This window comes from Deltaproteobacteria bacterium (assembly GCA_029210625.1).
In the GTDB taxonomy this organism is placed as follows: Bacteria; Myxococcota; Myxococcia; order SLRQ01; family SLRQ01; genus JARGFU01.
This window is the reverse complement of sequence record JARGFU010000001.1, coordinates 370,015-384,940: the sequence shown is the minus strand read 5'-3', so window position 1 is coordinate 384,940 and position 14,926 is coordinate 370,015. Positions and strand designations below refer to the sequence as shown.

General features: G+C 74.7%; 10 protein-coding genes. 6 read left to right on the top strand and 4 right to left on the bottom strand.

Annotated features, from left to right (window positions below; genetic code table 11):
* The first annotated feature begins 71 nt into the window (after positions 1–71).
* From P1V51_01610 to P1V51_01600, 3 genes are all read left to right on the top strand, one after another.
* Positions 72–2,306: a radical SAM protein gene (locus P1V51_01610; GenBank protein MDF1561706.1), complete on the top strand. Its 2,235-nt coding sequence runs from the start codon at positions 72–74 to the stop codon at positions 2,304–2,306.
* Between the two features lie 9 nt (positions 2,307–2,315).
* A complete protein-coding gene (locus P1V51_01605) occupies positions 2,316–3,857 on the top strand; it encodes a radical SAM protein (protein ID MDF1561705.1) in 1,542 nt (513 codons plus the stop codon).
* Positions 3,858–3,972: 115 nt separating this feature from the next.
* Positions 3,973–6,117, top strand: a complete 2,145-nt coding sequence (locus P1V51_01600; GenBank protein MDF1561704.1) for a hypothetical protein — start codon at positions 3,973–3,975, stop codon at positions 6,115–6,117.
* Positions 6,118–6,127: 10 nt separating this feature from the next.
* Here P1V51_01600 and P1V51_01595 read toward each other — a convergent pair whose 3' ends face one another.
* Together P1V51_01595 and P1V51_01590 are read right to left on the bottom strand one after the other, a co-directional pair.
* Positions 6,128–6,547: a cereblon family protein gene (locus P1V51_01595; GenBank protein MDF1561703.1), complete on the bottom strand. Its 420-nt coding sequence runs from the start codon at positions 6,545–6,547 to the stop codon at positions 6,128–6,130.
* A 9-nt stretch (positions 6,548–6,556) separates the two neighbouring features.
* Positions 6,557–7,816, bottom strand: a complete 1,260-nt coding sequence (locus P1V51_01590; protein MDF1561702.1) for a hypothetical protein — start codon at positions 7,814–7,816, stop codon at positions 6,557–6,559.
* A 302-nt stretch (positions 7,817–8,118) separates the two neighbouring features.
* Here P1V51_01590 and P1V51_01585 point away from each other — a divergent pair, with 302 nt between their 5' ends.
* Genes P1V51_01585 through P1V51_01575 form a run of 3 tightly spaced genes read left to right on the top strand, consistent with a single transcriptional unit; the run spans position 8,119 to position 12,434 of the window.
* Positions 8,119–8,982 (top strand): nitrogenase iron protein, encoded by an 864-nt coding sequence (locus P1V51_01585; GenBank protein ID MDF1561701.1) that lies wholly within the window; start codon positions 8,119–8,121, stop codon positions 8,980–8,982.
* Positions 8,983–8,988: 6 nt separating this feature from the next.
* Complete coding sequence (locus P1V51_01580; protein ID MDF1561700.1) at positions 8,989–11,088, top strand: nitrogenase component 1; 2,100 nt, start codon at positions 8,989–8,991, stop codon at positions 11,086–11,088.
* Entirely contained in the window at positions 11,085–12,434 is a 1,350-nt protein-coding gene (locus P1V51_01575) for a nitrogenase component 1 (GenBank protein MDF1561699.1), read from the top strand. The genes P1V51_01580 and P1V51_01575 overlap by 4 nt, the downstream gene beginning before the upstream one ends.
* On the opposite strand, the gene P1V51_01570 is transcribed toward P1V51_01575, so the two are convergent.
* Both P1V51_01570 and P1V51_01565 read right to left on the bottom strand, forming a co-directional pair.
* Positions 12,373–13,458, bottom strand: coding sequence for a chorismate mutase (locus P1V51_01570; protein ID MDF1561698.1), 1,086 nt, complete (start codon positions 13,456–13,458; stop codon positions 12,373–12,375). The genes P1V51_01575 and P1V51_01570 overlap by 62 nt on opposite strands.
* Positions 13,455–14,894, bottom strand: a complete 1,440-nt coding sequence (locus P1V51_01565) for a class I SAM-dependent methyltransferase (protein MDF1561697.1) — start codon at positions 14,892–14,894, stop codon at positions 13,455–13,457. The genes P1V51_01570 and P1V51_01565 overlap by 4 nt, the downstream gene beginning before the upstream one ends.
* Positions 14,895–14,926: the final 32 nt, after the last annotated feature.

Below are 14,926 nucleotides of genomic sequence, written 5' to 3'. Positions count from 1 at the left end.
CCGAAGATGACAGGCTTTCGGGTCGTCCTGCAACCGCATCCTGCCGACGGCGGCCTATACTGCCAGGTCGTATGAGGGCGGGATCCAGCGCGCCGGCAGGGCGCGGCGAGGGAGGGCTCGAGTTCGCCTGGCTCGAGCTCACCCACGCCTGCAACCTGCGCTGCGAGCAGTGCTACACCCACAGCACGCCGGAGACGCCGCACCGCAGCCTGCCCACCGAGCGCTGGCTCGAGCTCCTCGACGAGATCGTCGCCGCCGGCGGCAGCTCGGTGCAGTTCACCGGCGGCGAGGCCACCGCGCATCCCGACTGGCGGCGCCTCGTGGAGCACGCCAGCCGGCGCGGGCTCGCCATCGAGCTCTTCACCAACGGGACCCGGCTCTCCGACGACGACCTCGCCTTCCTCGCCCGCCACGGCGTCGCCCTGGCCATCTCGCTCCACTCCGCCCGCGCCCCGGTGCACGACGCCGTCACCGGGGTCGAGGGCAGCTTCGAGGCCACCGTGGAGACGATCCGCCGGGTCTGCGCCGTGGGCCTGCACCTGCGCGTCGCCACCGTCCTGACCGAGGGCAACGCCGGCGACGCCGCCGCGGTGGAGAGCCTGGTGCGGCGGCTGGGGGTGCTCACGCCCCTCTCGGTGGATCCCGTCCGTCCGACCGGGCGAGGGCGCACCGCCTCCCGGCCGGGGGACGTGCCCTCCTGCACCGCCTGCCGGGACTCGGCCTGGGCCACGCTCCACGCCCCCGGGGGCAACGCGGCGCAGGCGACCTGCTGGGACGGGAAGCTCGCCATCGACCCCTCGGGCCGGGTCACCCCCTGCATCTTCTCCCGCTCGGCGGTGGTGGGAAACGTGGCCGAGACGCCGCTGCCGCGGGTGCTGGCCGAGGGGCCCCTCGCCGGGCTCTGGGCGCTCACCGTCGACGACGTCGAGGACTGCCGCGGCTGCGATCGCAAGGCCCAGTGCTTCGACTGCCGCGCGCTGCCCCTCACCGAGCTCGGTGACGCGAGAGCGAAGAACCCCCGCTGCGACTACCTCCCGCCCGGCGAGCCCGGAGCGCCGGCCCCGGAGGCGGCGCTCCACCTCGCGCCCGGCGTCGAGTCCTTCGACTGCGGCGAGGAGCGGCTGCTCCTGCGGCGGGGCGCCGGCAAGGTCCACCTCCTCAACGCCACGGCGGCCGAGGCCCTCGAGCACTTCGCCGCGGGGGAGGGCGTGGAGGCCACCGCCGCCCACTTCGCCCGGGCCTACGGCGAGCCCGGCGGCGAGGCCGCCTTCCACGAGGATCTGCGCGAGGTCCGCTCGGCGCTGACGCGCGAGGGCCTGCTCCTGGAGCAGGCGCCGCCCGCCCCGGAGGCGCCGCCCGCCCCGGAGGCGCCGCCGCGGCGCTGGCCCCTCGGCGAGCCCGGGGAGCGCCCCCTGGACGCCCCGCCCGCGCGGCCCGGGCTCTTCCTGCGCGAGTCGCTCGGCGCGGGGGCCGTCCTCTCGGCCCTGCCGCAGCTGCGCGGCCAGGTCTACCTGGAGGCCAGCCCCGAGGCCTGGGCCCTCCTCTCGCCCTGGCTCTCCGCCCACCTCCTGCCCGAGGCGGCGGACGGGCGCGGGGAGATCCTGGGCTGGATCCAGGTCCACAGCCGCCGGCCCTCCCCCGAGGCGCTGACCCGCCACTACCTCCTCGTCGACGGCGAGCCGGCGGGCGACGCGAACGCCTCGAGCGCCCTGCGATCCCTGGTGGAGGCCGCGTGGTGCGGGCTGACCGGCGCCGGGCGCGAGCCCCTCTTCCACGCGGCCGCGCTGAGCGGCCCGGCCGGCGCGGTGGTGATCCCGGGCGTCAGCGGCGCGGGCAAGAGCCTGCTCTGCGCGCACGCGGTCGCGGCGGGCGCCGGGTACCAGAGCGACGAGCTGGTCGCGCTCGACCCCGGCGGCGAGGTGCGGGGCCTCTCCAAGCCGGTCACCGTGAAGGGGGAGGGGGAGCGCCTGCTGCCACCCGGGCTGCGGCTGGAGCTGACGGCGCGCGACCCCGCCGACCCCGACGCCCTGCGCTGGCTCTCGCTCCCGGCCGAGGGCCCGGCTCCCCTGCGGGCCCTGATCCTCCCGGACCGGACGCAGGCCGGGGGCCTCGAGGCCCTCCCGGCCGCCGAGGGTGCGGCCGCGCTCCTGCAGAGCTGCCTCGAGCTGCCCTCCCTCGATCGCCCGGACCTCGAGGCGCTGATCGCCCGCTGCGAGCAGGTCGAGGTCTTTCGCCTGGGCACCGCGGACCTGCCGGCCGCGGGCGCCGCCCTCGCCTCGCTGGTCCACACCCCGAAGGGAGACTAGAAGGTAGCCATGGAGCCGACCCGCCAGGCCGAGATCCAGCTCGGGCACATGTGCAACAACCGCTGCGTCTTCTGCGTCAGCGGGCAGCGCACCTCCTGGGGCGAGGCGGGGCCGATGCCGGTGGAGCCGATCCTGGAGCACATCGAGGCGGCCCACGCCCACGGCCTGCGGAAGATCACCCTCCTGGGCGGTGAGCCCACCCTCCAGCCCGGCTTCAAGGCCGTGCTGCAGCGCTGCGCCGCGCTGGGCTTCGAGGAGGTGGTCCTCTTCACCAACGGCGTGAAGACCGCGCGGGGCAGCTACATCGACGAGCTCATCGCCCTCGGCGCACCGCTGCGCTGGCGGCTCTCGCTGCAGGGCGCCACCGCCGAGGCCCACGAGGCCACCACCCGCCGCCCGGGCTCCTTCGGCCGGATCCTCGCCACCCTCGAGGGCCTGCGCGAGCGGGGGGAGCGGGTCTCGGCGAACATGTGCGTGGTGAAGAGCAACGCCGCCTCCGTGCAGCACTTCCCCGAGCTGATCGAGCGCTACGGGATCGACCAGCTCCACCTCGACATGATGCGGCCGCGGGACGCCGGGGTGCGCGAGGAGGAGGAGCTGCGGGCGATCCTCCCGAGCTACGCCGAGCTGCGGGGGCCCCTCACCGCCCTGGCGCAGGGCGTCGCCGGCGACTTCGATCTCAACATCGGCAACCTGCCCTACTGCGTGGCGCCGCACCTCGCCCGGTGGATCCACCACGACGGCGAGATGACCTACACGGTCTCGGTCGACGGTGACGACGCGCTCTCCGCGCCCTGGGACAAGTACGAGGACAAGCGCACCGACAAGCTCAAGACCACCGGCTGCGCGTCCTGCGTCTTCACCGCGCGCTGCTCGGGGACCTTCGAGACCTACCGGGACTTCTACGGCCTCGAGGAGCTCGAGCCGGTGAACGTCGAGCAGCTGCGCGAGGCCGACCCGAACCGGCGCGTGCTCTGGCCCCACCTCTGGGCCGCCGGTCAGCGCGCCGCGGCCCTCGGCCCCCTCGCCGCCTTCGGCGCGGCGGCGCCTTCGCTCACCGCCGACAACGAGCTCGAGCTGCACCTCGAGGGTGAGCCCGGGGAGCTCGTCTTCGCCCTGCGCCCCGCCTCCGAGGTGGGCCTCTGCGGCTTCGCCGACTTCTCGATCCACCTGCGCTCGGCGCCCGACGACGAGGCGGGGGTCTACGAGGCGCTGCTGGCCCTCTTCGAGGGGCTGCTCGCCGGCGGCGAGCGGCCGGTGCACCCGCCGGGCCGCGATCTCCTCGGCCGGGGCGAGCGCCGCCTGCGCGGCCGCCTCGGCCGCCTGCGCGCGGCGGCCCCCTTCGGCGAGCTGCGCTGGACGGCCCTCGAGCTCTCGGTGGACGGCCAGCGGGCCGAGCTCTCCCTCGAGGGCCCCGAGGGCGCGCGGCTGACCTTCTGGCTGGCGCAGGAGCGCAGCAAGCCGAGCGGCGGCTACCGCGTCGAGGGCGGTGAGCCGGGCCCCGCGACCGTCGAGGGGCTGAAGATCCTCATGGGGGTCCTGCGGGGCTGAGGTCAGGTGGTCGGGGGAGAACCCGTGGACGTGTACGTGCACGTCCACGTCCACGTACACGTCCACGGCCTCTCCACGGGAGCTCGGAGGGGCTGCGATGCGCTATGGTTCTCCGATGACTTGGCTCGACCGGGGGATCGCGCTCTCCATCCTCTCGCTCTCGTTCCTGCTGGGTGGCTGCCCGAAGGAGCCGCTCCCCTGCGACTGCACGCAGTGTGTCGTGGGAGAGGTCTGCTACGAGTGCGAGTGCGTGCCGGGCTGCACCTCGAGCAATGACTGCCAGGGGTCCCGCCCGAACTGCGACACTCGCTTCGGCGTCTGCTTCGCCGCCTGCGCGGTGGCGGCCGACTGCATCGATCCCGCCACCCCGGTCTGCGATCCGGTCGCGGGTCTCTGCCGGCCCCCCTGTCCGATCTGGCCCTGCCCCGGCTTCGAGCCCAACTGCGACGAGGCGGCCGGCGTCTGCCTGGCGCCCTGCCCGCAGACCTCCTGCGCCGCCATCGGCAAGGCCTACTGCGGCACCGACGGCCGCTGCTACGATCCCTGCGCGGATCACCTCGACTGCCCGAACGCCGACCTGCCCAACTGCAACCCCGACACCACCGAGTGCCAGGGGCCCTGCGCCCGGGACGCCGACTGCCCGCCGGCCCTCCCGGTCTGCGACCCCGGCACGGGCCTCTGTCAGGGCCGCTGCCCGGGGGCGGCCTGCCCCGACGCCCTCCCGGTCTGCGAGCCGGTGAGCGGCCGCTGCCTGCCTCCCTGCCGCACCAGCAGCGAGTGCCGGGACCTCACCCTGCCCAACTGTGGCCTCGACGGCCGCTGCCACCCGCCCTGCGCCGCCCACGCCGACTGCGAGCTGGCCGACCGGCCGAGCTGCGATCTCGATCCGGCGAGCCCCACCTCCGGCTTCTGCATGCCCCCCTGCGGGACCGACGCCGACTGCCCCGACGGCGCCCCGCGCTGCGTGGCCGAGCTCTGCGAGCCCGGCTGCACCTCGGACGGGCACTGCGCCGGCGGCGAGAGCTGCCACCTGGCGAGCGGGATCTGTCTGCCCTCGAGCTGCGGCGCCGACGCCGACTGCGCGCCGCCGCGCTTCGTCTGTCAGGGCAGCGCCTGCGTGCCGGGCTGCACCTCCCACGCCGACTGCCCGGCGGCGCAGCGCTGCCTCCTCTCGGGGCCCTCGGCCGGCCACTGCGAGGCGCGCGACTGCCTCTCGGACGCGGCGTGCAATCCGCCGAGCACGGTCTGTGACACCGACGGCGGCGGGCTGCCCGAGGCCGGCGGCTACTGCGTCGCGGGCTGCAACCGCGAGTACGACTGCCCCCACGGCCAGACCTGCGATCCCGGCAGCGGGCGCTGCTCGGCGGTGGACTACGGTGACGTGGGCCAGCCCTGCCCCGGCGGGATCTGCACCGCCTGCGCCTCGGGGCTGGGCGTCGACGATCTCGGCGGCGGGACCCTCTGCAGCGCGCAGTGCTGCCGCCAGGCGGACTGCCCGGCGGGCTGGGTCTGCCGCCCGGAGAAGGACCCCGACGCCGCCTGCTCCGGCTGCATGCTGCGCCTCTGCCAGCCCGACGCCGCCCTGGGCCTGGCCGCCCGGGCCCACGCGCCCTGCATCGCCGACGCCGAGTGCCGCAGCGGCGTCTGCGAGGGCGGGGTCTGCAAGGAGAGCTGCTGCACCGGCGCCCACTGCCCGGGGGAGGTCTGCTCGGTGGTCTCCGGCGGGCGCCTGGCCTGCCTGGCCGGCGCGCCGGCGGACGACCTGGGCACCGCCGGCTGCGCCACGCCCCCGGCCGCGCCCACCCAGAGCTGCCGGGCGGGGCTCTGCTCGGCGGTGGTCTCCTACGACACCTCCTGCGCCACGCCCGCGAGCTGTCCGGCCGACGCCAACGCCTGGTGCGGGGACTACGACCGGCAGCAGGACGCCAACGACTGCGTCCTCGACTACTGCACGCTTCCCTGCTGCACCGCCGCCGACTGCGCCGGCGCGGTGAACGGCCGCCGGCACTTCTGCGGCAAGCAGAACTACGGAGCCTACGGCGACTTCGACCTCTGCCTCCTGGCGCCGGATACGGCCACCGGGGTGGTCGGCGCGCCCTGCACCCACCCCGCCGAGTGCGCCTCGGGGGTCTGCGACCTGGGCGCCGGGGTCTGCCTGGCCCGCTGCTGCGTCGACGCCGACTGCAGCGGGGGGCGCCACTGCAAGGTCGAGCCCCACGAGGTCTTCGGGACCACCCGCTACCTCTCGGTCTGCCGCTGAAGCTCGGCCTTCAGGCCTCGGGGGCGTCGCGTAGCTCGGTGATGCGGGGGACGATCAGCCCGAAGAAGCTCCCCTCGCCGGCGAGCTGCTCCCAGTGCCAGCCCAGGTGTCCGCCGCAGCCGCCGCAGTGGGCGTAGCGCCAGGCGCGGCCCGGGAACCAGGTGGCGGTGCGCTCCGCCTCGCCCCGCAGGACGCAGCCCGGCGCCCGGGCGAAGCAGGCGAAGCGGAAGGCGTAGCCGAAGGGGTTCACCCGGACGTGCTCGTGCTCGCCCTCCACGGGGATGCGCTCGCTCCCGCGGGTGAGGACGTGCAGGCAGCCCGCGCAGACGATCCGCGGGCCGGTGGCGCCCGAGAGCTCCGCGGGCTCGAGCTCGGTGGCGGCGCCCGGTGCCCCCTTTGAGCCGGGCCGCTCCTCGAGCAGGCGAAACACCGTGCTCTCCTACACGCAGCAGCCGCCGCCGCAGGCCAGGGGCAGGCCGCTCGCGGGGACGTGCACCCACTCGCTGCAGCCGGCGTCGCCGCAGGCCCTCACCACCATGTCCACCACCAGGCACTGCCCGCCGGTGACGATGGCGGTGTTCTCCAGGATCACGCTGGTGCCGGTGGTCGAGTGGGCGGTCGGGGCGGTGCAGACCCTCGGCGGGCTGCTCCCCACGCAGACCAGGGTGAAGTCGCAGTCGGCGTCGGTGGAGCAGCCGTCTCCCTGGTAGGAGCCGCTGCAGAACCAGCCCACCTCGTAGGAGGTGGCGTCGGTGACCGCGTCCCAGAAGACGCCCCAGCTGCAGACGTCGCCGCTGGCCCGGACCCCGGTGGGGGCGGGCAGGGCCGGGTCGCAGCCGTCGGGGCGGCCGTTGCCGTCGAGGTCGATCCGGTCGTCGAAGCCCGGGCAGGCGTCGCAGGCGTCGGGGACCGTGTCACCGTCGGTGTCGACGCCGTTGGGCCCGGCGGGGCAGAGGTCGCAGTCGTCGGGGATCCCGTCGGCGTCGGCGTCGGTCCGGTCGTCGAAGCCCGGGCAGAGGTCGCAGCCGTCCGGCGCGCCGTCGAGGTCGGCGTCGATCGCGTCGTCGAAGCCGGGGCAGGCGTCGCAGTCGTCCGGCACCGAGTCGCCGTCGGTGTCGAAGGCGGAGCTGCAGGTGTCGCAGCCGTCGGGGATCCCGTCACCGTCGGAGTCGACGCCGTCGTCGAAGCCCGGGCAGAGGTCCACGCTGTCGCAGACCCCGTCGAGGTCGGAGTCGCCGGTCGTGTCGTTCGGGCAGAGATCGCAGGCGTCGGGGGTGCCGTCGCCGTCGGAGTCCTGCCGGTCGTCGCCGCCGGGGCAGACATCGTCGCTGTCGCAGCGGGTGTCGCCATCCGAGTCGTCGGGGTTGTCGAGGGGGCAGCGGTCGCAGTCGTCCGGCATACCGTCGCCGTCCCCGTCGAGGAGGTCGGAGTGGCCGGGGCAGAGGTCGTCGACGTCGCAGGTGCCGTCGAGGTCCGAGTCGTCGGGCCAGTTCAGGGGGCAGCTGTCGCAGTCGTCCGGCACTCCGTCCAGGTCGGTGTCGACCTTGTCGTCGCCGCCCGGGCAGGCCTCGTTCAGGTCGCAGACCCCGTCCTCGTCGGTGTCCGGGCAGACGCCGGTGCCGGTGTCGGAGCAGGCGGCGGCGAGGATCGTCAGGAGGAGGGCCGGGAGGACGAGGGCGAGGGAGAGGCGATGGTTCACCCGGCGATTGTAGCGCATCGAATGGAGGGTGATCTGCTGGGCACCGGGCCTCCGGGGCCCCATACTAAACCAGAAATCAAGATTCCCGGACGCCTCTGGCTTGCAGGCCGCACCCGCCTGCGGCGTCAGGCCTCGGTCGCATAGTTAGGGCTATGTTCCCTCACCCTTCCTTGCATCCGGGCACGTCCGCGGCGCCAGCGACTGTTCGGGAATCATGATCTCTGGTTTAGGATGACCCGCTCCCGGGGAGGCCGGGTGGCCTCGTCGGTGGACGAAACGACCCGCGGATCGGAAAAGGAAGCGTGCGAAGGATCATCCTCTTCGGCAAGGGAGGGATCGGGAAGTCGACCCTCTGCTCGGGCCTCGCCTCGGTGGGCGCGAGCCGCGATCTGCGGGTGCTGCAGGTGGGCTGCGATCCGAAGCACGACTCGACCCTGGCCCATCACCGGGGGGAGCCCGTGCCCACGGTGATGCAGGAGTTCCTCCGCCTGGTCGGGCGGATGGGGCCCGAGGATCTGCAACGGCTCATCGTCTCGACCCCCACCGGGGTCGACGTCATCGAGACCGGCGGGCCCGAGCCGGGGACCGGCTGCGCCGGCCGCGCGGTGAGCCTGGTGCTGGAGATGGTGCGGGAGTCCATGGAGCTCGAGCGCACCTACGACCTGGCCTTCTTCGACGTCCTGGGGGACGTGGTCTGCGGTGGCTTCGCCACGCCTTTGCGGGAGGACATCCCCTCGGACGTCTTCCTCATCACCTCCGCCGAGTACATGGCGCTCTACGCCGCCAACAACATCGCCCGCGGCGTCGACAACCTCTCCGACATCGGCCAGGCCCGGGTCGCCGGGATCATCGGGAACAAGGTGCGAAGCCCGGAGGAGCTGCGCCTCCTCGAGCGCTTCGCCGAGGCCCTGCAGACCCGCCTGGTGGGTCACCTCCCCTTCTCCGAGGAGGTGGTGCTCTCGGAGCTCGAGGGCGAGCCCCTCTTCCGGAGCGGCGAGGGGGCCACCGGCGAGGCCAGCGGAGCGCTCGTGACGATCTTCGAGGCGATCGCCGACGAGGCGGCCCTCGAGCGGATCGTGCCCACCCCGCTCTCCGACGTCGAGCTGCGGGCCCTCTTCCAGGAGCACGCCCGGGCCGCGCGGTCCGGGAGCCAGCGGGGGTCGTGAGCCCAGATGTTCTCGGCACCGCCGCCCCTGGACTCGGTCCTCTCTCACCTCGCCGAGAAGTTCGGCACGCGCAGCGAGGGCCCCGCCCGGCTGCGGCCCACCGCCGAGGGCAGCCTCGAGCTGGCCTGGGGTGAGGGCAGCCACCGGCGGGCGATGATCCTCGAGCTGGCCGGCGCCGCCTCCCGGGAGGGGCCGGTCCTCGGGCTGGGGGCCTGGCGCCTGATCGGCGGCGAGGGCCTGCCCCGGGGGGAGGCGAGCCGCCGCCAGCTGGAGGCCTTCCACCGCCGCCTGACGCAGGCCCTCGAGGCGGGCTTCGCTCCCTGGCTCGCCCCGGAGCTCCCGGGAGAGCCGATCCCCTTCACCCCCGAGGCGATCGGCGACGCCATCGCCGGGCTCCTGCCCCTGGGCCGGCCCTTCTGGTCCGGCTGGTGCTTGAGGGCGCTCGAGGAGGCCGAGGGGGAGGCCGTGCGCTTCCTGCTCGAGGACGAGGGCGGCGCCGCGGGAGAGGTGCTGCTGCGCGAGACCGGAGAGGAGAGCGAGGGCTTCGCCCTCGCCGGTGGCCGGCTGATCCCGCAGGGGCCGCTCGAGGCGGAGGTCTTCACCGCCCTCACCTTCCTGCTCCTGCGCACCCTCGGCGGCCGCCAGGGCTGGGCCCGGGTGCCGAAGGACGATCCCCCCGAGCCGCCCGCCGGCCCACCCCCCGAGGCGCCGGCCAGCGAGCCCTCCCCGGAGTCCGGGGGAGAGCCCGCGCGGCAACGCCAGAGCCTCATCTCGGCCTGCTACCGGGCCGGCGTCGATCCTCACGCCAGCAGCCGCTTCTTCTCCGCCTGGGGCGACGCCGACACCTTTGGCCTCACCGCCGAGGCGAACTTCCTTCGCGACAGCGACCCGATGGTGCTCCACGCCTCGCGGGAGTGCGCCATGGGGACCGGCGCCCTCGGACGGAGCATCGAGACGAGCTTCCGCCCCTGGCGGGGTCACGATCCCCGGGAGCGCATGGAGATCGAGCGGGTGCGGGTCACCGGGCTGGACGAGACGATCTCGGTCACCGGCGGTGAGCGCACCCTGGCGCAGATCGTCGATCAGACCGTGCGCCGCTTCCCCGGCACCCGGCCCCGGGTGATGGAGGGCTGCGAGTTCCACATGGTGGGGGACGCCCCCGAGGCGGCCTGCCGCCGCTGCGTCGAGCCCGCGGCCAGCGACGCGCTCTTCCTGGAGCCGGTGCTCGCCGGCTTCGAGGAGCCGCAGTCGCGCAACTGGTGGCACAAGTTCCTGGAGCGGGTGCAGGCGCAGGAGGGCGCGGCGGCCGCTCTGCAGGGGGCGCCCCGGATCAACCTGGTGGGCTACGGCCCGGCCGAGGCCCCCTGGATCGCGGATCTGGCCGGCACCCTCGAGCGGCACGGCCTCGCCCTGGGGGAGGTCGTGCTCCCCTACCGCGGCGCGGACGCCGAGGCGCGCTTCGGCCAGGCGGCCCTGACCCTCGTCTCTCCCTGGGAGCCGATCCGCCACACCTTCACCCGCTTCCTCGAGGGCTTCGAGCTCCCCTACCTGGAGCTGGCGCTACCCTACGGGCCGCGGGGCCTGCGCCGGTGGCTGGAGGCGATCCATCGCTTCCTCGGCCGCGACCTCGGCGGCGAGGCGGGCGCGGCGAGCGCGCTGCCCGGGCTGCGCGCCTCGGAGCAGCCCATCCGGATCGGCGTGCTCTTCGATCAGGGCAGCTTCGAGGAGGTGCTCGATCCCCGCTTCTTCTACGGCGCCTCGGTGGAGGAGCTCCTGGACTTCCCCGGCGCCGAGCTCGTCCTGGTGCAGCTCGGCGGCGACGACGAGCCCACGGACGCCTCCGGCGGAGGGCCCCGCCGCCTGCGGGTCGAGGACGAGGTCGAGCTCGCCCGGCTCGTCGCCGACGCGTCCCTCGATCTCGTCTACTGCGATCACAACGCCGGCCGGGAGATCTGGGCGGCCGGCGCGGCGCCGGTGGGCATCCAGCTCCTGGAGATGGGGGAGGCCGGCCATCGCCGCGGCCACGGCCGGCTCCGCGGGCTGCTGCGGCGGCTGGACTCGCGCCGCAGGCTGGCGGCCTTCCGCGGACCGGAGGTCAGGACATGAGCGAGGCGCCACCCCGGGACGACACCCTGCGCACCACCCCCTCCTTCATGGACGGGGTCTTCATGGTGGCCGGGGCGATCCCCGACGCGCTGCTCCTCTACCGGGGCTCGTCCTGCATCGAGGAGGCCTTCCGGGCGCAGATGATCGATCACGACCTGCGCCAGACCCTCACGCGCCCCGACGCGCCGAACCGGCTCTGGGTCACCCGGGACCCCTACACCCAGATGGTGATGGGCACCGAGTCCGAGGTGATGAGCACGGCGGACGGCGCCTTCGCCCGGATCGCGCCCTCGCTGGTGCTGCTCTCGGAGCTGCCCCGCTACCTCCTGGCCGGGGAGGATCTGCGAGCGGTCGCCCGGGCCCTGCAGAAGCGGCACGGCGTGCCGGTGCTCGCCGCCCGCACCCGCCACCTCGACCGGAGCTACGAGGACGCCTGGGAGGTGCTGCTGGCGGAGCTGGCCGGCGCCTGCGCCGAGGCCCCGGCCGTCGAGCCGGACACCCTCGGGCTGCTGGGCTACCTGGCGCACCGCAGCGAGGGCGACGTCGAGGGAGACCTCCTCGAGCTGGCGCGCCTGGCCGGGCTCCTCGGCCTCGAGCTCCTTCCCCCCTGGCTCTCGGGCGCGCCCTGGCCCGAGCTGCAGCGGGTGGCGGCCTGCGAGCAGCTGATCGCGCTGCCCGGGGCCCGCAAGGCCGCCCAGCGGCTGCGGCGGGCGAGCGAGACGGCGGCGCTCGAGCTGCCCCTGCCCCTCTCCCTCGAGGGGAGCAGCGCCTGGCTGCAGGCGCTGGGTGAGGCGCGGGGGAGGGGGCCCCACCTGGCCGAGCTCATCGGCCGTGAGCAGGAGCGGATCCTCGAGCGCCTCGAGACGGTCGCCGATCGCCTGCTCGGCCGGCGGGTGATGATCGCCGCCACCCGGGAGTGGCTCCCGGGGATGGTGCGCTGCCTCACCGACGATCTCGGCCTCGAGGTCGACACGGCCTTCTGCCGCAGCCGGGGAGGCCCGGAGGGGCTGCCGGAGCAGGAGCTCGTCGAGGCGCGGGTCGAGCGCCTCCTCTTCGACCCCAGCGTGGAGCGGCTCCAGGCGGCCGTGGAGGAGGCCGAGACGCGGGGTCCCCTCGATCTGTTGATCGGCAGCGCCTGGGAGGCGCGGGCGATCGCGGGCCGGGCGCCCGAGCTGCCGGTGCTCGAGTTCGGCTATCCGCAGGTGGACACCCACCCCCTGCGCCCGAGGCCGCACCTCGGCTTCGAGGGCGTGCTCACCCTGGCCGAGCGGGTCCTCGAGCGGCTCAGCGCTTCCAGTGCACCTCGAGGGCGGCCTCGTGGAGGAGCTCGTAGAGCTCGGTCGTGAGCCGGTCGTCGAGCCCGAGCCTCGTGCCCGCCTCCCGCCAGCTCTCGAGCACCTCGATCATCCGGGCCCGCTGGAAGGGCGTCACCCGCTCCCCCTGCTTCAGCCGGGCGATCTCCTCGACGATGCCGAGCCGGCGGGCCACCGCCTCGAGGATGGCGGCGTCGGCCTCGTCGATCGCCGCCCGCAGCTTCTCGAGCTCGCTGCCGAAGGCCGGCGCCGGCGATTCCGGCCGGCGCAGGATCAGCTCGCCGAGGAGCCGGCCGAGCCCGGGCGGATCGAGCTGCTGCTCGGCGTCGCAGAGGGCCTCGTCCGGCCGGGGGTGGACCTCGAGCATCAGGCCGTCCAGGCCCAGGTCGAGGGCCATCTGCGCGACCTCGCCGACGAGCTCGCGGTGGCCGGCGAGGTGGCTGGGGTCCGCGAAGATCGGCAGGTCGGGCAGGAGGCGGCGCAGCGCCAGGACCAGGCGCCAGCGGGGGCTGAAGCGATAGCGCTCTCCCCGGGGCTGGCCCTCCTGGGAGTGCATCAGGAAGCCGCGGTGCATCCCGCCCAGGCGCGTGAGCCCGGCGCGCTCCAGGCGCTCGAGGGCGCCGAGCCAGAGGCCCAGGTCGGGGCTCAGGGGGTTCTTCACCAGGAGCGAGACCTCGCCGCAGCCGGCGAGGGCGTCGGCCAGCTCCTGCACCGCGAAGGGGCTGCCCACGGTGCGGGTGCCGATCCAGAAGCAGTCGATGCCGGCGGCCAGCGCCTGCTCCACGTGCCGCGGGAGGGCGACCTCCAGGCAGGGCTCGAGCCCCAGTTCCCGGACCTCGGCCAGCCACGCGAGGGCCGGCTCGCCCGCGCCCTCGAAGCTCGCCGAGCGGGTGCGCGGCTTCCAGACCCCCGTGCGAAACCACATCAGCCCCGGCGTCCCCGCCAGCGCGCGGGCCGCCTCCAGGACCTGCTCCCGGGTCTCGGCGGCGCAGGGGCCGGCGATGAGGCGAGGCGTCGAGGCGGCCGGGGTGAAGCCCTTGAGGGGGGTGAGGCTCACGCGATCCTCCGGAAGAGGAAGTAGTTGAACTGCTCGACGCCGGAGGCGTGGGCGGCGCCCTCGTAGGGGACCACCTCCTCCAGGGAGAGGGAGGGCCCGAAGAGCTCACGGGCGTGGGCCTCCGAGAGGCCCCACTCGGGGAGGCCGCCCGGTACGACGAAGACGGGGGCCTCGGGGGCGTGACCCTCGGGGAGCCGGCGGGCGAAGAGGAGGAGGCGGCCCCCCGGGGCGAGGGTGGCCTTCACCCGCTCGGCGTAGCGCCCCCAGCGGGAGGGGGCGAGGGCATGGAGGCAGCCGTAGTCGGCCACCAGCGCGTGGGCGTCGTCGGCCAGGGGGAACTCGAGCACGTCCCCGAGCACCGCCTGCACCGCCGGGTGGTGCTCGCGGAGCAGGGCCAGGGCCGCCGGCGAGCGCTCGATCCCCAGCACCTCGAAGCCCAGGTCCTGCAGGGCGGCGGCGTTGCGGCCGGTGCCGCAGCCGAGCTCCACCGCCCGGGCGTTCGCCCCCTCGAGGGGAGGCTCCCGGCCGGCGAGCTCGAGCAGGAGGGGGTCGGCCTCGGCGTGGTTCCAGGCGACCTCGAGGCCCTGCTCGCGGTAGGCGCTGTCCCAGGCGGGCTCGGCCTCGTCCGGCGGCAGGGAGGCGAAGACCGGCGGGCGGGGGAGGTGGACCTCCCGGTCGAGGTTCCAGCCCTCGGTGTCCTCCGGCTCGGCGTGGTTGGCGTAGAAGAGGCTGGCCCCTCGCGCCTGGTAGGAGGCCCAGACCTTCGTCGAGCCCACCTGCTTGAGGGTGCTCACCTCCAGCTGGGTCTCCTGGCAGTGCTCCCGGCAGCTCCCGTCCCGCCAGAGGAGATCGGTGTTCCCCTCGCTGAAGTTCAGGCCGCAGCGGCGGGTGACGGCGGCCGAGACGTAGGGGCGATAGAGCGAGGTGCGCAGATCGTCGGGCAGGTCGAGGTCGTAGCCCTGCTGCACGTTGTCCAGCTCGATGCGCTGGATGCCCAGGGAGCGCAGCAGCGCCTGGAAGGCGTGGTTGGTCACGTTCGACGCGCGCAGGTGCGCGGCCAGGCCCGGGTGCTCCAGATCCTCGGCGCCGATCCGGGGGTCGCGCTTCACCTTGAGCAGGATCCTCCCCAGGAGGGGGTGGTGACCGGCCTCGCTCACGTCGGGGATCAGCCCCAGGTCGTTCACCACGACCTCGCTGCCCGGCGGGAGGAGCGCGAGGAGGGGGCGGACGCGCTCGAGGCCCACCTCGGGGAGGACGGGCGTGACGAGGGTGAGCGGCAGGCCCTGCAGCTTCGCGAAGTCGAGGGCCGAGCGCAGCTGGAGGGGGCTCGGCATCAGCCAGTGGCAGACCTCGACCCCGAAGTAGATCCGATCGTAGCGCCGCGTGTGGGCGTGTCGCAGATCGTCCAGGCAGGAGACGAAGAGGGCCTGTTCCATCGAGCTACCGTCGCTTCCGGGGTGAGCGGCCC